Annotated in this window: 15 protein-coding genes; 6 read left to right on the top strand and 9 right to left on the bottom strand. The window is 66.2% G+C overall.

Annotated elements, in window-relative coordinates; genetic code table 11:
* Positions 1 to 32 precede the first annotated feature (32 nt).
* Positions 33 to 1,343 (top strand): kynureninase, encoded by a 1,311-nt coding sequence (kynU, locus tag ASC83_RS19615; protein WP_056066639.1) that lies wholly within the window; start codon positions 33 to 35, stop codon positions 1,341 to 1,343.
* Positions 1,344 to 1,361: 18 nt separating this feature from the next.
* A complete protein-coding gene (gene kynA / locus ASC83_RS19610) occupies positions 1,362 to 2,249 on the top strand; it encodes a tryptophan 2,3-dioxygenase (RefSeq protein ID WP_056066636.1) in 888 nt (295 codons plus the stop codon).
* Between the two features lie 140 nt (positions 2,250 to 2,389).
* Here kynA and ASC83_RS19605 read toward each other — a convergent pair whose 3' ends face one another.
* A complete protein-coding gene (locus ASC83_RS19605) occupies positions 2,390 to 4,405 on the bottom strand; it encodes a beta-propeller domain-containing protein (RefSeq protein WP_056066633.1) in 2,016 nt (671 codons plus the stop codon).
* Positions 4,406 to 4,585: 180 nt separating this feature from the next.
* On the opposite strand from ASC83_RS19605, the gene ASC83_RS19600 reads away from it, so the two are divergent.
* Together ASC83_RS19600 and ASC83_RS19595 are read left to right on the top strand one after the other, a co-directional pair.
* Positions 4,586 to 5,413 carry a DUF6502 family protein gene (locus tag ASC83_RS19600; protein WP_056066629.1) on the top strand — a complete coding sequence of 276 codons (828 nt, stop codon included), beginning with the start codon at positions 4,586 to 4,588 and terminating at the stop codon, positions 5,411 to 5,413.
* Positions 5,397 to 5,939, top strand: coding sequence for a hypothetical protein (locus tag ASC83_RS19595; RefSeq protein WP_156379568.1), 543 nt, complete (start codon positions 5,397 to 5,399; stop codon positions 5,937 to 5,939). The genes ASC83_RS19600 and ASC83_RS19595 overlap by 17 nt, the downstream gene beginning before the upstream one ends.
* A 95-nt stretch (positions 5,940 to 6,034) precedes the next feature.
* Here the strand turns inward: ASC83_RS19595 and ASC83_RS19590 are convergent, their stop codons facing one another.
* Complete coding sequence (locus ASC83_RS19590) at positions 6,035 to 6,397, bottom strand: MliC family protein (RefSeq protein WP_056066623.1); 363 nt, start codon at positions 6,395 to 6,397, stop codon at positions 6,035 to 6,037.
* A 674-nt stretch (positions 6,398 to 7,071) separates the two neighbouring features.
* Between ASC83_RS19590 and ASC83_RS19585 the strand changes: the two genes are divergently transcribed.
* A complete protein-coding gene (locus tag ASC83_RS19585; RefSeq protein WP_056066619.1) occupies positions 7,072 to 8,250 on the top strand; it encodes a nitrate/nitrite transporter in 1,179 nt (392 codons plus the stop codon).
* On the opposite strand, the gene ASC83_RS19580 is transcribed toward ASC83_RS19585, so the two are convergent.
* Positions 8,222 to 8,704: a hypothetical protein gene (locus ASC83_RS19580; protein ID WP_056066616.1), complete on the bottom strand. Its 483-nt coding sequence runs from the start codon at positions 8,702 to 8,704 to the stop codon at positions 8,222 to 8,224. The two genes, ASC83_RS19585 and ASC83_RS19580, sit on opposite strands and share 29 nt — an antisense overlap.
* Positions 8,705 to 8,797: 93 nt before the next feature.
* Here ASC83_RS19580 and ASC83_RS19575 point away from each other — a divergent pair, with 93 nt between their 5' ends.
* Positions 8,798 to 9,184, top strand: coding sequence for a MerR family transcriptional regulator (locus tag ASC83_RS19575; protein WP_056066613.1), 387 nt, complete (start codon positions 8,798 to 8,800; stop codon positions 9,182 to 9,184).
* A 98-nt stretch (positions 9,185 to 9,282) separates the two neighbouring features.
* Here ASC83_RS19575 and ASC83_RS19570 read toward each other — a convergent pair whose 3' ends face one another.
* From ASC83_RS19570 to ASC83_RS19545, 6 genes are all read right to left on the bottom strand, one after another.
* The gene (locus ASC83_RS19570) at positions 9,283 to 10,914 is read right to left on the bottom strand and encodes a SpoVR family protein (protein WP_056066609.1); all 1,632 of its coding nucleotides are present in this window, start codon (positions 10,912 to 10,914) and stop codon (positions 9,283 to 9,285) included.
* On the bottom strand, positions 10,911 to 12,179 hold the full coding sequence (locus ASC83_RS19565; protein ID WP_056066606.1) for a YeaH/YhbH family protein: 1,269 nt from the start codon (positions 12,177 to 12,179) through the stop codon (positions 10,911 to 10,913). Before ASC83_RS19565 ends, ASC83_RS19570 begins: the two co-directional genes overlap by 4 nt.
* A gap of 47 nt (positions 12,180 to 12,226) precedes the next feature.
* Entirely contained in the window at positions 12,227 to 14,149 is a 1,923-nt protein-coding gene (locus ASC83_RS19560) for a PrkA family serine protein kinase (protein ID WP_015015409.1), read from the bottom strand.
* A 316-nt stretch (positions 14,150 to 14,465) separates the two neighbouring features.
* Positions 14,466 to 15,677, bottom strand: a complete 1,212-nt coding sequence (locus tag ASC83_RS19555) for an FAD-dependent monooxygenase (protein ID WP_056066602.1) — start codon at positions 15,675 to 15,677, stop codon at positions 14,466 to 14,468.
* Between the two features lie 49 nt (positions 15,678 to 15,726).
* Entirely contained in the window at positions 15,727 to 18,240 is a 2,514-nt protein-coding gene (locus ASC83_RS19550) for a bifunctional diguanylate cyclase/phosphodiesterase (protein WP_056066599.1), read from the bottom strand.
* Positions 18,237 to 18,750: EAL domain-containing protein (locus ASC83_RS19545; protein WP_156379567.1), on the bottom strand; the 514-nt coding region annotated here is incomplete at its 5' end. The genes ASC83_RS19550 and ASC83_RS19545, both read right to left, overlap by 4 nt.

Genomic DNA, 18,750 nt, shown 5'->3' with positions numbered 1-18,750 from the left:
TCAATAACATAGCAACTATCTCCCCAACTCCCATGTCCATCACCCTTCAAGACTGCCGCACCCGCGACGCCCAAGACCCGCTGCGCGCCCTGCGCGACCACTTCGCCCTGCCCGCAGGCGTGATCTACCTAGACGGCAACTCGCTGGGCGTGGCCCCCAAGGCCGCAGCCGCGCGCGTGGCCGATGTGGTCACCCGCGAATGGGGCACAGACCTCATCAAATCGTGGAACACCGCCAGCTGGTTTGACCTGCCCCAGCGCCTGGGCAACCAGCTGGCCCCGCTGATCGGCGCGGGCCAGGATGAAGTGGTGTGCACCGACAGCACCTCCATCAACCTCTACAAGGTGCTGAGCGCAGCGCTCAACATCGCCCGCGAAGACAGCCCCGCGCGCAAGCGCATCGTGAGCGAGCGCAGCAACTTCCCCACCGACCTCTACATTGCCGAAGGCCTGTGCAAGGAGCGCGGCCTGGAGCTGGTGCTGGTAGAGCCCGAAGAGATCACCGTAGCACTCACCAGCGACGTGGCTGTGCTGATGCTCACGCACGTGAACTACCGCACCGGCGCCATGCACGACATGGCCACCATCACCGCCGCCGCGCACGCCCAGGGCATTCTGTGCGTCTGGGACCTGGCGCACAGCGCGGGCGCGGTGCCGGTCGATCTGAACGGCGCAGGCGCGGATTTCTCGATTGGCTGCGGCTATAAGTATTTGAACGGCGGCCCCGGCGCACCGGCCTTTGCCTGGGTGCACCCACGCCATGCTGACCGCTTCTGGCAGCCGCTGTCCGGCTGGTGGGGCCACGCCGCACCGTTTGCCTTCACCCCTGATTACCAACCCGCCCCGGGCATCACGCGCTACCTGTGTGGCACGCAGCCCATCATCAACTTGTCGGCCCTGCAATGCGGGCTGGATGTGTTCACCGCCGCACAAAGCCTGGGCGGCATGGCCGCGCTGCGCGCCAAGTCGCTGGCGCTCACTGATCTGTTCATCCAGCTGGTGGAGGAGCGCTGCGCAGGCCACGGCCTGGGCCTGGCCACGCCGCGTGACCATGCCCAGCGCGGCTCGCAGGTGTGTCTGACGCGCGATGAAGGCGCGGGCGTGAACGGCCAGGGCAGCGGTGCCTACGCCATCGTGCAGGCGCTGATTGCGCGCGGCGTGATCGGCGACTTTCGCAAGGGCGATGGCGGCACGGGCCGCCACAAGGACATCCTGCGGTTTGGCTTTACGCCGCTGTACCTGGGCTTTGAAGACGTGTGGAACGCTGTGGAGCACCTGCGCCAGGTGCTGGAGAGCGGCGAGTGGCAGAAGGCCGAGTTCAACCAGACGCACGCCGTCACCTGATCGGAAAGGCAAACCACCATGTGCCCTTTCTCGCAAACCCCTGCCGACGGCAACAACCCGGCGTCTGCCGCCCTGCCCGAATCCATCGTGCACGAAGAGCGCGCCCAGCTCGACTTCAGCAAGTCCATGAGCTACGGCGACTACCTGCAGCTCGACGCCATCCTCACCGCACAAAAGCCGCTGTCGCCCGCGCACGACGAGATGCTGTTCATCGTGCAGCACCAGACCAGCGAGCTGTGGATGAAGCTCATGCTGCACGAGCTGCGCGCGGCCATCGGCCACATTGCGCGCGACGAGCTGCCGCCCGCCTTCAAGATGCTGGCGCGTGTGAGCAAGATCATGGAGCAGCTGGTGCACGCCTGGGACGTGCTGGCCACCATGACGCCGCCCGAGTACAGCGCCATGCGCCCGTACCTGGGCCAGTCCAGCGGCTTCCAGAGCTACCAGTACCGCTGCATCGAGTTCTCGATGGGCAACAAGAACCGCGCCATGCTCAAGCCCCACGAGCACCGCGCCGACCTGCTGGCCCAGGTGCAAGCCGCGTACGAAGCCCCGTCGCTGTACGACGAGGCCCTGCGCCTGCTGGCCCGGCGTGGCCTGGCCATGCCGGCCAGCCACACCGAGCGCGACTGGACGCAGCCTTATGTGGAAAACGATGCGGTGGAGCAGGCCTGGCTGACTGTGTACCGCAACCCCGACAAGCACTGGGACCTGTACCAGCTGGGCGAGGAGCTGACCGACCTGGAAGACGCCTTCCGCCTCTGGCGCTTCCGCCACGTGACCACGGTGGAGCGCGTGATCGGATTCAAGCGCGGCACGGGCGGCACGGGCGGGGTGAGCTACCTGCGCAAGATGCTGGACGTGGTGCTGTTCCCGGAGATCTGGAAGCTGCGCACGGATCTGTAAGCAATTCAAGCTGCCCCAAAAAAGCAGGCCTGTTCACCACTCTGGTGAACAGGCCTTCTAAATGCTGCCTGCGCACTACAGGAAAGCGTTAGCAGCTATGGTTTTTTTAGTTCTCTCCCTGAGTCGCAACCGGCGGCGTTTCAGTCTCCGGCCCTGGCGAACACCTGGCCGCCCGAGAGCTGGTAGGCCACGTTGTCCACCTGCAAGCTGCGCTCGTTGGCAATGTCAAAGCGGCTGTACAGCCCGGGCGTGTCGCCGTTCAAGATGGCGGTAGACACCACCATGGAGCGCTGGGCCAGCGCGCCGGTGGTGGTGTTCACCTCCAGCCGCAAGGCACCCTGGTAGCCACGCACGGGCGGGGGCGTGCCTACGCCCGTGGGCGCTTGGTAAACGCGTGCAGGGAACGCTATGCGCACCTTGCCCTCCACCGCCTGCAGGTTGAGCACGGGGCGGGTGCTGTCGAGCGTAGTGATGCTGCCCCGGCCGCCCGCCGCCTGCGTGGCCAGCCGCTTGCCCTGCGCGGCATTGCGCACATCGAACACCGCGAGTTGGATGCCGTCGGCCACACCGCCCAGGGCGCTGTCCTTGCCCACGCCCAGCAGCAGTCCGTTCGGCAGCGGCACCAGGTGGTCGGCATAGCCGCCCGCAGCCAGCTCGCCCGCGACGGTCGGGTTGGCGGGGTTGGCCAGGTCCAGCACCCACACGGGTTCAGTGTTGGCAAAGGGGGTGGCATAGGCCCGGGCGCCTGCAAAGAACAGGTTGTCGATCTGCTGGTCGCCCCGCGCCGTGCGCAGCCGGATGGGCAGCTTGGCCTGCGGGCCCAGATAGCTGTCCCGACCGCTGTCGCGCAGCACAGTCAGCAGCGCGGGGGAGGCCTGCTGGGCCTGGATGGTCACCGGCGGCATGCCGCTCTGGCCCGTCTTGCCGGTGAAGGTCAGCACGCGCAGATCGTTCTGGTATTCGTTCAGGCGCGATGGCAGGCGGCGCAGGTCCCAGCCCAGGTGGCCGTCCACGCTGCCCGATGCGTCGTAGTCCACCTGCGCGCCCCGGAAGCTGAACTTGTGGATGTCGGTGCGGCTGTCGGCGGGGAACACAGCGTTGGCAACGTCACCGCCATAGCGGTACTGCCGCGAGCTGGCGACATACACGCTGCGCGCGCCCACATGCACCGCCTCGCTGCCGCCTGCAAAGCAGCGGCTGGTGCGCGCCAGACTGGACGAGGTGAGGTCGATGGCCGTGATGGACGTGAGCTGCAGCGACAGCGAGGCATTGCCCGTCTGCACCAGGCAGTCTGCCTCGTTGACCAGCGGCTGCGGCTGGCCGCCATCCACGCGCAGGGTGGGGATCAGCGCGGCGGTGTTGAGGTCCTTAAGTGCCGCGTCCACCGCCGATGCCGTGGCCCCTGCCGGCACGGTGAAGCGCGTAAGGTCGGGCGACCACGTGGTGACCAGGTACAGCATGTTGCCAATCAGGCGGCTGCCGACCAGCAGGCCATCGATGCGCATCTGCTTGAGCTGCGCGGGCGCAATGTCCTTGTGGATGGCAAACAGGTCCAGCGACAGCGTGCGGCTGTACTCCGGCAACACGGTGATGCTGGCGTCGGCCGCAGCCACCACGGGCTGGCGGTCGGCATACGGGTCTTGCTGCGACAGCACGGCAGCGCGCGTACCGCCGCCCGCCACATAAAAGCCCTGGGGGATGAACTTGGCGTCCAGCGTGGCGCGGCCCACGCTGGACAGGCTGCCATCGGCCGCTCGGGCCATGGCGGCCAGGCGCGGCGGCTCGCGGCCGGTGTCGGTGGCGTAGGCGCGGTGCAGGCCATACAGCATGTTGCCCTCGGACTTGATGAAGGCGTCTTCCTCCACCACCGCGCCCGCCAGTGGCGCGCCGGTGTGGGTGACCACGCTGCCCGCGCTGCTCAAGCCCCCCACGGTGGGCACAGTGATGGCCGTGCCCGGATAGCCCAACGCCACCCGCTGCGCAATCTTGGCCTTGAAGTAGGCCACCAGATCGCCGGAGCGCGCCACCTGCAGCCGCGCCTCGTTGGGGGTCTGCGGGTTGCCGCCGTCCCCGCCACCGCAGCCGGCCACGAATGCAGCGGTGGCTACGGCCAGCCATGCGGGCGACGCATGGGATATGCCTGCCAGTGTGTTCATCAACCCTCGGTTCTTCATCTGATTGTTCTCCCTGTGAATGCGGATACCCACGGCGCTGCGTCGGCTTCGGCCCACACCACACCGCAGATAAGTGGGATAATATCCCACATAATTTCAAACCGTCAACCAGATGACAATCACAGACTGACCCTGACACCCGCCGCGCCTCGGCCTTCTTTCATGCCCTCCCGCTCCGCCATCGTTCTGGCCTCTGCCCTGCACGTGCTGCGCCCTCTGGCGCGCCTGCTACTGCGAAATGGCGTGGCCTACCCCGCGTTTGCCGCGGCCATGAAGAAAGTGTTTCTGGACGCCGCGCATGACGAGCTGCAGCGCACAGGCAAGAAGACGACCGACAGCGCGGTGAGCCTGATGTCGGGCGTGCACCGGCGCGATGTGCGCAACCTCGGCCGTCTGGCCGAGCCCGCTGCTGAGGAAGAAGCGGGCGAAACCCCGTTGAACATGGCCAGCCAGGTGGCCGCGCGCTGGCTGAGCCAGACGGATTGCCTGGATGACGAGGGCCAGCCCCGCCCCCTGCCCCGCAGCGGCGAGCCTCCGCACTTCGATGGCCTGGTGGCCAGCATCAGCAGCGATGTGCGGCCCCGCGCGGTGCTCGACGAACTGGTCCGCCTGGGCATCGCCGAGGAAGGTGAGGATGGACTCATCCGCCTGCTGGCCGCCGGCTTTGTGCCGCGCCAGGGCTTTGCCGAGATGGCACAGCTGATGCAGGACAACCTGCACGACCATTTGGCGGCGGCCAGTCTCAACCTGGAGGGCGAGCACAACTACCTGGAGCAGGCCGTGTTTGTGGACCAGCTCAGCGAAGAATCAGCCCACCGCCTGCACGTCGTGGCCGCCAAGGCCTGGCGCCAAGCCTTCAAGACCGTGATGACCGAGGCCCAGGCCCGCTACGACCACGACCAGCAAAACACCCCGCCCGGCGAGCGCAACCGGCGCGCCCGCTTTGGCAGCTACTTCTATGCCGCAGACCAAGATGAACGTCCTTCCTGAACTCTGGGCCCGGGTGGGCCGGATGGCCCTGCTCACGGCCCGACGGCTGGTGGCTGTCACCACCCTGCTGGTGCTGGCCGCCTGCGGTCCCGGCACCGGTGGCACGGGCACCGGCCCGATCAACGGAGCGGTTTATTTTTCGGGCGCGGGCTTCACAGTGGGAGCCCCCTGCGCTCTGCATTGCGGTGGCACGGACCTGCTGTTGGAAAACGAGCGGGTGGAACTCAACATCACCTGCCAGCGCTTTGTGTTCACCGGCCCGTGGGAGATCGATGCACAGGGCCTGGCACTCCTGAAGGGCACCCTGGAAACCACGGAATTTCCCAACGGGGGCGAAGCCCAAACCCGCACTGTGGCTGCCGAGATGCAACTGCAGTTCAGCGACACCCGCGCCGACAGCAGCCGCGAGGTGGTCGTTACCGTGCGGGACGCACAGGGCAACCTGCTGGTCGCCCCCCGCACGCTGGAGCAGCGCCCTGCTTCTGCAGCAGCCGCCCCCGGGTCCTGCACGCCCGAGGCGCGCTGAAACGACACAGGGCCTGTGCAGACAGGCTACACAGGCCCTGAAAAAACCGAAATCCGAACCAGCCCCGAACAGGCCGGTGACAAAGAGGGGTGAGGTTACTGGACGCCCGCCACCATCATGCCGCGGTTGCTGCGGCACCAGATCGGTGCCAGGTGCCCAATCTGGATTGTCAGCTCATTGCCCTTGCCCAGCACCGTGGTGGGGCCGTTGCTGTAGGCGTAGCCGCTGTCGGCAGCCTGCTTGGGCAGCTCCACCGTCCAGCCGCTGCGGCGCATCACGCTGCGGCCTTGCTCGGGGTAGAACTGCATCTCCACTTTTTCACCGTTGCCGCAGGCGTATTGCATGCTGCTGCCATCGGTCGGTGCGCTGAACGCCTGCATCGCGGGGGGCTGGCTTGCGCAGCCCGACAACAAGAGGGTAGCCAACGCACCCGAACCCAGCAAAACCATCGTCTTCATCGGTCACTCCTGACATCGCGGCGCCGCCTGACGGCGCCCGACAACTTCCATCCAACGGCTTGTGGCCACCGGCCACCGGGACCCATTCAAAGCCCCGTGGTGATCACCCAAGCACAAACCTTGCCACTCACCACTGCCTGCACCATCCTGATTGCGAGAGACCGAAACTTGCGATTCCAGAGCCGTGACCAACACCCGGTGCAGCGCATGGACACAAGAGTGCCCCAGGCCCCCGGCACCGTCATTGGGGTGATCCCCACATCGAGAGCCTCCTCTAAAGTCTGCCCGCGCCCTGTGGCGCCCTCATGACGGCCCCAGCCACCTGCAGACAGGGCAGGATTGGAAGCACCGAAGCGCCCAATCAGCGGTAGAAACATCTGATTACAAGCACCCACACCCAAAAATCCGCAGCATCCGACGCGTTTGGTCGGTTATGGATGGGAGGGACTGGGACATACCCTAGGAGCCTGCCTGTACGGCTGCTCCGCCCACCGGGCCGGCTCCCCGCCGTCCATGGGTGACAGCAGCGCCCGTGCACAGCGGATAACCTCGCGGGGCCCAGTCGCCGGCAGAGAACCCCTCTCGACCGCCACGGGCATCCGCTCTGGAGACTTGCCCCCGTGCCCACCCCCTTGCCAGCTACCCCTCTCCTCGCCCCCCGCACTGCCTGGGCCATGCTGCTGGCGCTGGTGGCGGGCTTTGCGCTGAGCCAGGCGTTTCGCACCATCACGGCCATCATGGCGACGGGCTTGCGGGCCGAGTTCGGTCTGTCGGCGCAGGCGCTGGGGGTGTTTGCCGGGGCGTTTGCGTTTGCCTTTGGCACCATGCAGCTGTTCATGGGCATTGGCATCGACCTGTATGGCGTGCGGCGCACGCTGCTGGTGGCGTTTCCGCTGACCATTGCGGGCGCGGTGCTGTCGGCACTGGCGCCGGGCTATGGCGCGGTGCTGCTGGGGCAGGTGCTGATCGGTGTGGGCTGCGCGCCCGCATTTCTAGTGTGTACGGTGTTCATCGCACGCTACTTTCCGGCGTCGCGGTTTGCCATGGTGTCGGGAGTGGCCATGGGGGTGGGCGGACTGGGCATGCTGTTCACCGGCACGCCACTGGCCTGGCTGGTGCAGCAGTCGTCCTGGCGCATGGGGTTTGGCGTGCTGGCGGGCCTGGCGGCGCTGGCCTGGCTGCTGATCTTCTGGAAGGTGCATGAACCCGCACAACCCATCGATGAGGCCGCTCCGCGCGAATCGGTGCTGCAGGCGGTGCGCGGCTTCGGCGCGCTGTTCCTGCTGCCGCACACCGCCGGCATCATGCTGCTGGCGCTGATGACCTATGCCTCGTTCCTCACGCTGCGCGGACTGTGGCTGGGCCCACTGTTGATCGAGCGGCACGGCTATTCGCTGGTTGCCAGCGGCAATGTGGCCATGCTGTCGTCGTTGGTGTCACTGTTCAGCCCAGCCCTTTTTGGTCGGCTGGACCCTGGCCCCACGCGGCGCAGGCGCTGGCTGCTGGGCTTTACCGTCCTGCTGGCGGCCTTGTTTGCGGCCATGGGCTTTTTGCATGCCGAATGGCTGGACGTGGGCGGCTCCGTGGCCGTGGGCCTGCTGTCCGGCTACATGGTGCTGCAGTATTCGGACGTGCGCTCGGCCTACGCCCCTGCGGTCACGGGGCGGGCCATGGCGGTGTTCACCATGGCGCTGTTCCTGGGCGTGGCGCTGATGCAGTGGGTGACGGGCGTGGCGGCCTCCCTCGCCGCCGCACAGGGTGCAGACCCGTACGTGGCGGTGATGCTGACCATTGCGGCCATGCTGGTGGTGGGTGCACTGGCCTTCAGGCTGCTGCCCGCGCCCGCCCATTGACCAGTTCATTCACCCGCGCGGGGTCAGGCGGGCACAGCGCCGCACTGGCACCTGCTACACGCCACCATTGCAGCACGCCGAACAACAACTCGAAGGCGGTGAAACCCAGCACGATGGCATTGGCGCCGTGTGCCACCGCGTAGATCTGCCAGGCCGCAAACAGAAACCGCGCCACGCCATCCAGCCGCCCCAGCAGCACCGTGGGCGCCACGATTCGCGCCACTGACCACACCACCACCACCGAGCCCAGCAGGTTGGCCAGTAGCATGTGCGTGGTGTCCAAGGGGTGCAAGGTGCCGGGCGATGCGAGCGCCTGGGCCAACAGGTTCAGCTGGGCATAGAGCCAGGCAAAGGTCCAGGGCAAGGCAAACGGCCAGGTGACGAGCAGGTCGTACCATCCGCTGGCGCGCACGATGCGCAGATAACGGCCGGAAGCGAAAGCGGGGATGTGCATGACAGGAAACCTCTGTGAATGGATCAATGAGGCCCCGAGCTTCCACCTTGAAGTACGCTTCAGGGTCAAGCACTTTGTGAGGGGAGCGGGATCATGCTGATCGGTGAACTGGCCACGGCCTCGGGCCTGAGCCGCGAGGCGCTGCGCTTTTATGAACAGCAGGGCCTGATTCGCGCGCGGCGCCTGGACAACGGTTACCGGGACTACCCGCCCGAGGTGGTGACGCTGGTGCAGTACATCCGCACTGCGCAGCAGCTGGGCTTTACCCTGGCGGAGATCGGCGACCGGCTGCCCGTCATCTGGGACGCCGCCGAGCCCGGACCCGCATTGGCGCAGGTGCTGGCCGCCAAGCTGCAGGAGATTGATGACCGCATTGCCGCACTGCAGGCCCTGCGCCAGACGTTGGCCGAGCGTGTGGCCACCGACTGCCCGCTGCAGGCCCGGGCGCCACGGGCCAAGGCCTCTTCGCCCGCTTTTTGAGCCAAATCGGGCGGTAGCGCTAGTACATCATGCGCTGGCAGCTATCAAAAACAGAGCAATCTTTCTTCAACCGCCGCGCAGGTACCAGCGCAGCCCGGTCAGGTGGCTGAGGCGGGCACCTGGTGCAGCAGCACCGGGTGGTTGCCATCGGCGTCTGCACTCTCGATCTGCACCCCAAAGCCCCACAGCCGCGCCACGTGCTTGAGCACCTCCTGCGTGTCGTCGGCCAGCGGGCGGCCCTGGTACTGGGTGTGGCGCAGGGTCAGGCTGCGGTCGCCGCGCAGGTTCACGTTCCACACCTGGATGTTGGGCTCGCGCGTGCCCAGGTCGTACTGCTGCGACAGCATCTGGCGCAGGCTGCGGTAGCCGTTTTCGTCGTGGATCTCGCTGACCACCAGATCGCGCTCGCCAGCGTCGTCATGCAGCGCAAACAGGCGCATCTCGCGCATCAGGTGCGGACTGAGGTACTGGCCGATGAAGCTCTCATCCTTGAAGTTGCGCATGGCATGGTCGAGCGCAGGCAGCCAGGGGGTGCCAGCAATATCGGGAAACCAGTGCCGGTCCTCCTCGGTGGGGTGCTGGCAGATGCGCTGAATGTCGCGGTACATGGCAAACCCCAGCGCGTAGGGGTTGATGCCGCTATAGGCACGGTGCCCCACGGGTGGCTGGTAGACCACGTTGGTGTGCGAGCCCAGCCATTCGATCATCACGCCATCACTCAGATACCCCTCGTCGTACAGCGTGTTGAGCAGCGTGTAGTGCCAGAACGTGGCCCAGCCTTCGTTCATGACCTGGGTCTGGCGCTGGGGGTAGAAATATTGGGCGATCTTGCGCACGATGCGCACGATTTCGCGCTGCCAGGGCTCCAGCAGGGGCGCGTTTTTTTCGATGAAGTACAGGATGTTCTCTTGCGGCTCCCTGGGGAAGCGGTCGGCCTCTTGCGCCGCACCTTCCTTGCCGGGGCGCGTGGGCAGGGTGCGCCACAGCTCGTTCACCTGCTGCTGGGCGTAGGCCTCGCGCTGCGCGCGCTCCAGCCGCTCGCGCGCCAGGTTCTTCTTGGACGGGCGGCGATAGCGGTCCACGCCAAAGTTGGCCAAGGCATGGCAGGAGTCGAGCAGGCGCTCCACTTCACCCGTGCCGTAGCGCTCCTCACACTGGGCCACGTAGTCCTTGGCATACACCAGGTAGTCGATGATGCTGGACGCATCGGTCCACATGCGAAACAGGTAGTTGCCCTTGAAGAAGCTGTTGTGGCCATAGGCGGCATGCGCAATCACCAGCGCCTGCATGGCGGTGGTGTTCTCCTCCATCAGGTAGCTGATGCAGGGGTTGGAGTTGATGACGATCTCGTATGCCAGGCCCATGTGCCCGCGCCGGTAGCGCCGTTCGGTGGCCAGAAACTCCTTGCCGTAGCTCCAGTGCCGGTAGTTCACCGGCATGCCCACGCTGGAGTAGGCGTCCATCATCTGTTCGGCGGTGATGATCTCCAGCTGGTTGGGGTAGGTGTCAAGACCAAAGCGCTCGGCCGTGGCGGCAATGGCCGCGTGGTAGCGCTCGATCAGCTCGAACGTCCAGTCGCTCGGGTCGGGCAACGGCTCGGCCGGCCGCGCGCCTGCAGGCAGGGGCTGGCCGGGCACGGCACGGTGGCGGCGCTCGCCCACGGCAGCGGCCTTCCAGGGGTTGTCGCTGAGGCGGCGCTCCAGCACGGGGTACTGCACAACGTTGTTCATGCGGCCACCCCCTCTTTCTTGAAGAGATCGCGGAGTACCGGGTAGATGTCACCGGGTGCGGAGACCTTGCGCATCGCAAAGTGGGAGTACAGCGGCGCGAGCTGGCTGTACTCGTCCCACAGGTTCTGTTCTTCCTCGGCCACCTGCACATAGGCAAAGTAGCGCACCAGCGGCAGGATCTTGTCCACCAGCAGGTTGCGGCAGACGCCGCTGTCGTTGGTGAAGTTGTCACCGTCGCTGGCCTGGGCCACGTAAATGTTCCAGTCGCCCTGCGGGTAGCGCGCACGGATGATCTGGTCCAGCAGCACCAGCGCGCTGCTCACCACCGTGCCGCCGCTTTCGGTGGAATGGAAGAACTGCTCCTCGCTCACCTCGGCCGCCTGGGTGTGGTGGCGGATGAACACGATGTCGATGGTCTCGTAGTGCCGTGTGAGGAACAGGTACAGCAGGATGAAGAACCGCTTGGCCAGCTCCTTGCGCGTCTCGTCCATGGAGCCCGACACATCCATCACGCAGAACATCACCGCCTGGCTGCTGGGCACGGGCACCGGCGTGCGCGCACGAAAGCGCAGGTCGATGGGGTCCAGGTAGGGAATCTTGCCAATGCGCGCCGTGAGCGCATCAATGCGGCGCTGCAACTCAGCCACCGCCTCGCTGGTGCCGTCGTCCTGCGCCAGCAGGGCGTCCAATTCGGCCTGCAGCGCCAGCAGCTCGCGGTGCGCCGACTTGCCCAGTGCAATGCGCCGACCCAAAGCGCCGCGCATGGTGCGCAGCACGGCCAGGTTGTTGGGGATGCCATCCTGGCTGTAGCCTGCGCGGCGCGACTTCCACTGCGGGTTCTCGCCAATGTGGGTGCGCAGCAGGTGCGGCAGCGCGAGGTCTTCAAAAAAGAGCTGCATGAACTCTTCCTTGGTGAGCGTGAAGGTGAAGTCGTCCTCGCCCTCGCCGCTGTCGCTGGCCTGCGATCCACGCCCACCCGCACCGCCCTGGGGCCGCTCGATGCGGTCGCCGCGCACATGCTCTGCATTGCCGGGGTGCACGGTGTCGCGGATCCCGCCCTGGCCGTGGTGGAAGACGGGCTCGCTGATGTCCTTGCGCGGGATGGTGATGCTCTCGGCCTGCTCCATGTCGCGGATGCCGCGCTGCGAGACGGCACGGCGCACTGCATCCGCGATCTGTTCCTTGTATCGGCGAACAAATCGCTCGCGGTTGCCCACCGACTTGTTCTTGCCAGCGAGCCTGCGGTCGATGATTTGCAATGCCATCCGTTGCTCCCGTTCCCCATGCAGGGCCTGCGGCCCAGGCACTGACCCTAGCTACTCTTGCGCACGCGCAGGTACCACTCGCACAGCAGCCGCACCTGCTTGGGCGTGTAGCCCTTGTTCACCATGCGGGTGACGAAGTCCTCGTGCTTGCGGGCCTCTTCGGCGCTGGCCTTGGCGTTGAAGCTGATCACCGGCAGCAGCTCTTCGGTGTTGGAGAACATCTTCTTCTCGATCACCAGCCGCAGTTTTTCGTAGCTGGTCCAGCTGGGGTTCTTGCCCTGGTTGTTGGCCCGCGCCCGCAGCACAAAGTTGACGATCTCGTTACGGAAGTCCTTGGGGTTGGCGATGCCTGCGGGCTTCTCGATCTTCTCCAGCTCGGCGTTGAGCGCACTGCGGTCGAACACCTCGCCGGTGTCGGTGTCGCGGTACTCGTTGTCCTGGATCCAGTAGTCGGCGTAGGTGACGTAGCGGTCGAAGATGTTCTGGCCGTACTCGCTGTAGCTTTCCAGGTAGGCCGTCTGGATCTCCTTGCCAATGAACTCGGCATAGCGCGGCGACAGGAACTCCTTGATGTAGCCGGTGTACTTGGTCTCCAGATCGGTGGCGAACTGCTCGCGCTCGATCTGCTGCTCCAGCACATACATCAGGTGCACCGGGTTGGCGGCCACCTCGGCGCTGTCGAAGTTGAACACCTTGGACAAAATCTTGAACGCAAAGCGGGTGGAGATGCCCGTCATGCCCTCGTCCACGCCCGCGTAGTCGCGGTACTCCTGGTAGCTCTTGGCGCGCGGGTCGGTGTCCTTGAGGCTCTCGCCGTCGTACACCTGCATCTTGCTGAAGATGCTGGAGTTCTCGGGCTCTTTCAGGCGCGTGAGGATGGCGAACTGGGCCATCATCTTGAGCGTACCGGGCGCACACACGGCGTTGCCCAGCGACGATTCGCGAATCAGCTTTTCGTAGATGCGGATCTCCTCGCTCACGCGCAGGCAGTACGGCACCTTGACGATGTAGATGCGGTCGAGAAACGCCTCGTTGTTCTTGTTGTTGCGAAACGCCTTCCACTCGCTTTCGTTGCTGTGGGCCAGCACCACGCCGTCAAACGGAATCGCTCCAAAACCTTCGGTGCCCTTGTAGTTGCCCTCCTGCGTGGCCGTGAGCAACGGGTGCAGCACCTTGATGGGCGCCTTGAACATTTCCACGAATTCGAGCAGCCCCTGGTTGGCCAGACACAAGCCACCGCTGTAGCTGTAGGCGTCGGTGTCGTCCTGTGCAAAGGTTTCGAGCTTGCGGATGTCCACCTTGCCCACCAGGCTGGAGATGTCCTGGTTGTTCTCGTCGCCCGGCTCGGTCTTGGCAATGCCCACCTGCTTGAGCACGCTGGGGTAGCGCTTGACCACACGGAACTGGCGGATGTCGCCGCCGTACTCTTCCAGCCGCTTCACCGCCCACGGCGACAGCACACGCTGCAGGTAGCGGCGCGGAATGCCGAACTGCTCCTCCAGCACCGGGCCGTCTTCTGCGGCGTCGAACAGACCCAGCGGTGATTCGTTGACCGGCGAGCCCTTGAGCGCATAGAACGGCACCTTCTGCATCAGCGCCTTGAGGCGCTCTGCAATGGAGCTTTTGCCACCGCCCACAGGGCCCAGCAGGTAGAGGATCTGCTTGCGCTCCTCCAGCCCCTGCGCGGCATGGCGGAAGAAGCTCACCACCTGCTCGATGGACTCCTCCATGCCGTAGAACTCGGTGAATGCGGGGTAGCGCTTGATGACCTTGTTGGCAAAGAGCCGCGACAGGCGCGGGTCGTTGCGCGTGTCCACCATCTCGGGCTCGCCAATCGCTGCCAGCATGCGCTGGGCCGATGTGGCATAGGCCATGGGATCACGCTTGCACTCGGCGAGGTACTCGTCGATCGACATTTCCTCTTCGCGGCTACGGGCATAGCGCGCGGCGAAGTTGCTGATGGCATCCATACGACCTCCTGTAGCGGCACCCCTGGCGGGCTCAGGTGGTACCACGGTGTTGCATTGGCAATCGCTACCGGCTTGGCTCTTTGTAGCACCACGACCTGCGCTTGAACAGCAAATTCGCGGGCGCGTGACCGGCCTTTTTGTGGCATTGCCCACACAGGGATAGAGCGTGGCACACTGCGCAAAGTTCACCCTGCAAAACGCGCTCGCGGGTTGCACCGGATAGGGAATGTCCTGACAACTGGAATGTCCGGTTGATACCGCATGCATGGGCCATGCGCCAAGGGCTTATCCGCAGTGCGCCCCCGCACGCCAACCGTCACAACGAACTGGCGCTGGAGCCGTCGCCCCGGTACAACCAGGGCACATCCAGCAGGCGCTCGCCCAGCAGGCGCAGCGACAGGTCGCGCCCCCAGCGCACTGGCCCCGTGGCGTGGAAGATGCGGCCATTGCGCGTCGACCGGGCCTGCACCCGCGCGTTGCGCTGCCAGCGGTTGAGCGCATAGCGGCGCAGACGCAGCGGCACATCGAGGTCGTGCATGGCCAAAGCACGCTGCAACTCGGCCGCGTCTTCAATCGCCATGCCCGCGCCCTGGGCCAGGTACGGCCGCATGGGGTGCGCGGCATCGCCCAGCAGGCCCACCAGGCCTTGTGCCATCTCGTCCGCGCTGCGCACCGGCGGGCGGTCACACAAGGGCCACAGGCGCCAGCCCGCCCCACCCGCGGCACTCACGCTGCGCACCACGTCCTGCAGCGCGGTGCAGGTGCCTTGCAGTGCGTGCTCCAGGCCTGCAGCATTGGCGGCGTGGTCCCAGCTCTCCAGGTCTTGCGGTGCGGTCCCTTGCACAATGACCACCAGGTTTTGCAGCTCGCCCCGACGCACGGGGTACTGCACCGCGTGCAGGCGCGGGCCCAGCCAGGCGGTGACCTGCGCCGTGCGCAAGGCGTCGGGCAGCGCATGCTGCGGCACCAGCGCGCGGTAGGCCAGGTGCCCCGTCACGCGTGGCGGTACCGCGCCCAGAAGCTGGGTGCGCGTGCGGCTCCACAGGCCATCGGCACCAATCAGGGCATCGCCCTCAACCTGCTTGCCCCGGCTGGTGCGCACAGTGACCACGCCGTCGGCATCGGCAAAGCTGTCAATCGCATGCTCCAGATGCCATTGCGTGTCGGTGTACTTGGTCACGGCGGACAGCAACAGGCCATGCAGGTCCGCTCGGTGAATGGTGGCGTAGGCCGCGCCATAGCGCTCCACCGCCGTGGGGCCCAGAGGCAACACGGCCAGCTCTTGGCCGCTGACGGCGTTGCGCACCTGCAACCGGCTGGGGAAGGCAGCCACCGCCTGCAGCGGCTGCTGCAGACCCCAGGCCTGCAAGCGGCGCACCACGTTGGGCCCGATCTGCACGCCCGCACCCACTTCACTGAACGCGGCAGCGCGCTCGTACAGCCGCACCTCCCATCCGGCCCGGGATGCGCCCAACGCTGCGGCCAAGCCGCCAATGCCGCCACCGGCGACCAACACCTGTTTTTTCATGGCGCGATTGTGAACTGCGCGCGCTGGGTAGCCTTTGTCTTAGCGCAGGTCATAGCGCAGGCCGTAGTGCACGCTCCAGCACTTCGGCGGGCATGGGCCGGCCAAACAGGTAGCCCTGAAAGGCCTTGCAGCCGTAGCGCTGCAAGAACTCCAGCTGGCCCGTGGTCTCCACGCCCTCAGCCACCACCGCCAGGTCCAGGCTGTCGGCCAGGGCCAGGATGGTGCGCACAATGGCGGCGTCGTTGGGATCGGTCTGCAGGTCGCGCACAAAGCCCTGGTCGATCTTGAGCTGGTCAAGCGGCAGCCGCTTGAGGTAACTCAGGCTGGAATAGCCCGTGCCAAAGTCATCCAGCGAAAAGCCTACGCCATAGCGGCGCAGGTGTTCCATGCGCGCAATCACGTCCTCGACGTCGGCCATCAACAGGCTCTCGGTGAGTTCGAGCTTCAGGCGCTCCGGGTTGGCCCCCGTGGCGTCCAGCACGCCCAGCACCTGCTCCACAAAGTCGGGCTGGCGGAACTGCCGCACGCTCACGTTCACCGACAGGAAGAACTGCCGCGTGAGCGAGCTGCGCTGCCAAGCCACCAGCTGCGCACAGGCCGTCTCCATCACCCATTGCCCCAACGGCAGGATGAGCCCGGTCTGCTCCGCCAGCGGAATGAACTCCGCCGGGGACACCATGCCCCGTCGTGGGTGGCGCCAGCGCACCAGGGCCTCGGCGCCCTGCAGGCGGCCCTTGCCGTCCACCACCGGCTGGTAGTACAGCACCAGCTCCTTGTCTTGCAGGCCGCGGCGCAGGTCGGCCTCCAGGGCCGAGCGGTTGCTCACGGCCGCTTGCATGTCGGGGTCGAAGAAGCGCTGGGTGTTGCGCCCCGCCGCCTTGGCTTGGTACATGGCCAAGTCGGCATGTTTGAGCAGCTCATCCACGCTCACGGTCTGCTGGCCAAACAGCGCGATACCTATGCTGGGTGTGCTGTGGTGGCTGGCATCGCCCAGCGCATAGGGCTTGCCCAGTGTGGTGATGATGTGGCTGGCCACCAGCGCAGCCTCGGCGCTTGCGTGGGCGGGGTCGGGGCTGAGGCCCTCCACTAGCACCACGAACTCGTCGCCACCAAAACGGGCCACGGTGTCGGACTCCCGAACGCAGCCCTTCAGGCGCTGGGCCACCTGCAGCAGCAATTGGTCGCCGGTGTCATGGCCCAGCGTGTCGTTGAGGTCCTTGAAGTTGTCAAGGTCAATGAACAGCAGCGCGCCCTGGGTGTCAGAGCGCGCAACCGCCAGCGTGGCGTGTTGCAGCCGGTCCACCAGCAAGCGGCGGTTGGGCAGACCGGTCAGCGAGTCATAGAACGCCAAGCGTTCGATCTGGCTCTCGACCTGCTTGCGTTCGGTGATGTCGCGGCCCACGCCCCGGTAGCCACGCAGCGCGCCATTGGCATCAAGCACCGGCACGCCGCTGACCGAGATCCAGTGCATGCTGCCGTCCGCGCGCCGGCGTTGCAGCTCCAGGTCACGGAACGGCTGGTGCGCGGCCAGCACCGCGCGGTGCGCAGCCCAGTCGGCATCGGTCATGTTCAGGGCGCCGATCTCCCAGCGCGTGCGCCCCATCACGTCCGACAGCGGGATGCCGTTCACGCTCAGGTCGCCCGCCAGTTGCACAAAGCGGCCCTCGGCATCGTGCTCCCAGTACCAGTCGGACGACAGGTCGCTCAGGGACCGGAAGCGCGCCTCGCTCTCGCGCAGCTCGTTCTCCACACGCACGTAGTCGCTCACATCGGCAAACGTACGCACCAGGCTGCCATCGGCCAGCGTGGTGGTGCGGACCTCGAACGTACGGCCATCGCGTGTGGTGCGCCAGTACAGCGCCGGGGCCGCAGCGACAGCACCCTGTGCCACGTAGTCGTGTCCGCGCCGGTCCACCAGGCTATAGCCCTCGCCAAAGTCACCGCGCTCGGCCTGCACGCGCGTCAGGTCAGCCAGCGTGGGGCGGGTGGCCATCAGCGACTCGGGCAAGTTCAGCAGCTCCAGCACGCGCTCGTTGTAGACGGTGATACGGCCATCGGGCCCGGTCTTGAAGATGCCCTGGCTCATGCTGGCCAGCGTGGCCTGCAGGGCCGAGCGCTGCTCCTGCAGCATGGTCAGAGCCTCTTGCCAGATGCGGGCATCCACCATGCGCACGGGCTGGCCCTGCCCCTTGGCGCCTTGCACCAGCGCCACCAGGCGGTTGAGCAGCTCGCTCAGGTGCGCTACGCCATCGGCCTCGCGCAGCACATAGTCGCCCAGCCCGCAGCGAAAGGCGCGCGCAGCCAGGGCCTCTTGCGCTGCATCGATGCACATCAGCACCGGGCGGCCAGCGCACAGCTCCAGCAGGCCGGGCAGTTCCTGGTCGGTGGGCTTGAGGCACAGCACCACGGCATCCCAGGCCTGGCTGGCGAGGGGAGCCTTGGCAGTTTCTGGCGTGGGGCTGTTGACCACCCGCCAGTCGGGGTAACGCGTTGCCATGAGCCGCCGCGCGGCCGCCGCATGCTGGGTATCAATGTCCACCCACAGGATGCCCACACCGTTCATGGCTGCGGCTCCTTCGGTGCGGGCAGAGCGGTCGGCAGCGAGGGGGCTGAATGGCCCGGCAGATGCTCACGTTCGAACAACTCGACGGGCCCAGGCCTTCCAAACAGATACCCCTGGAACCCCTCGCACCCGTGCAGCCTCAGGAACGACAGCTGCCCCGTCGTCTCCACCCCCTCCGCCACCACCTCCAAATCCAGGCTCTTGGCCAGCGCCAGGATCGTCCGMACRATCGCCGCGTCGTTCGGGTCCGTCAGCACGTCCCGCACGAAGCTCTGGTCGATCTTCACCTGGTCCAGCGGCAGGCGCTTGAGGTAGGACAGGGACGAGTAGCCGGTGCCGAAGTCATCGAGCGCAAACCCCACGCCTTCGCTCTTGAGCTGCACCATGCGCGCGATGGTGTCTTCGATGTCGCCCAGCAGCAGGCTTTCGGTGAGTTCGAGCTTGAGTTGCCGGGGGTCTGCGTTGTGGTTCTTCAAGGTTTGCAGCACTTCGGCCACGAAGCCGGGTTGC

This window comes from Acidovorax sp. Root402 (assembly GCF_001425125.1).
GTDB classification, from domain to species: domain Bacteria; phylum Pseudomonadota; class Gammaproteobacteria; order Burkholderiales; family Burkholderiaceae_C; genus Acidovorax; species Acidovorax delafieldii.
Note: the sequence above shows the minus strand (reverse complement) of the source record. Positions and strands in the feature narration are given on the sequence as shown.

Bases quoted from the DNA above. Each gene is read 5' to 3' on its own strand.
- kynU (WP_056066639.1), top strand. From the start codon at position 33: ATGTCCATCACCCTTCAAGACTGCCGCACCCGCGACGCCCAAGACCCG.
- kynA (WP_056066636.1), top strand. From the start codon at position 1,362: ATGTGCCCTTTCTCGCAAACCCCTGCCGACGGCAACAACCCGGCGTCT.
- ASC83_RS19605 (WP_056066633.1), bottom strand. From the start codon at position 4,405: ATGAACACACTGGCAGGCATATCCCATGCGTCGCCCGCATGGCTGGCC.
- ASC83_RS19600 (WP_056066629.1), top strand. From the start codon at position 4,586: ATGCCCTCCCGCTCCGCCATCGTTCTGGCCTCTGCCCTGCACGTGCTG.
- ASC83_RS19595 (WP_156379568.1), top strand. From the start codon at position 5,397: ATGAACGTCCTTCCTGAACTCTGGGCCCGGGTGGGCCGGATGGCCCTG.
- ASC83_RS19590 (WP_056066623.1), bottom strand. From the start codon at position 6,397: ATGAAGACGATGGTTTTGCTGGGTTCGGGTGCGTTGGCTACCCTCTTG.
- ASC83_RS19585 (WP_056066619.1), top strand. From the start codon at position 7,072: ATGCTGCTGGCGCTGGTGGCGGGCTTTGCGCTGAGCCAGGCGTTTCGC.
- ASC83_RS19580 (WP_056066616.1), bottom strand. From the start codon at position 8,704: ATGCACATCCCCGCTTTCGCTTCCGGCCGTTATCTGCGCATCGTGCGC.
- ASC83_RS19575 (WP_056066613.1), top strand. From the start codon at position 8,798: ATGCTGATCGGTGAACTGGCCACGGCCTCGGGCCTGAGCCGCGAGGCG.
- ASC83_RS19570 (WP_056066609.1), bottom strand. From the start codon at position 10,914: ATGAACAACGTTGTGCAGTACCCCGTGCTGGAGCGCCGCCTCAGCGAC.
- ASC83_RS19565 (WP_056066606.1), bottom strand. From the start codon at position 12,179: ATGGCATTGCAAATCATCGACCGCAGGCTCGCTGGCAAGAACAAGTCG.
- ASC83_RS19560 (WP_015015409.1), bottom strand. From the start codon at position 14,149: ATGGATGCCATCAGCAACTTCGCCGCGCGCTATGCCCGTAGCCGCGAA.
- ASC83_RS19555 (WP_056066602.1), bottom strand. From the start codon at position 15,677: ATGAAAAAACAGGTGTTGGTCGCCGGTGGCGGCATTGGCGGCTTGGCC.
- ASC83_RS19550 (WP_056066599.1), bottom strand. From the start codon at position 18,240: ATGAACGGTGTGGGCATCCTGTGGGTGGACATTGATACCCAGCATGCG.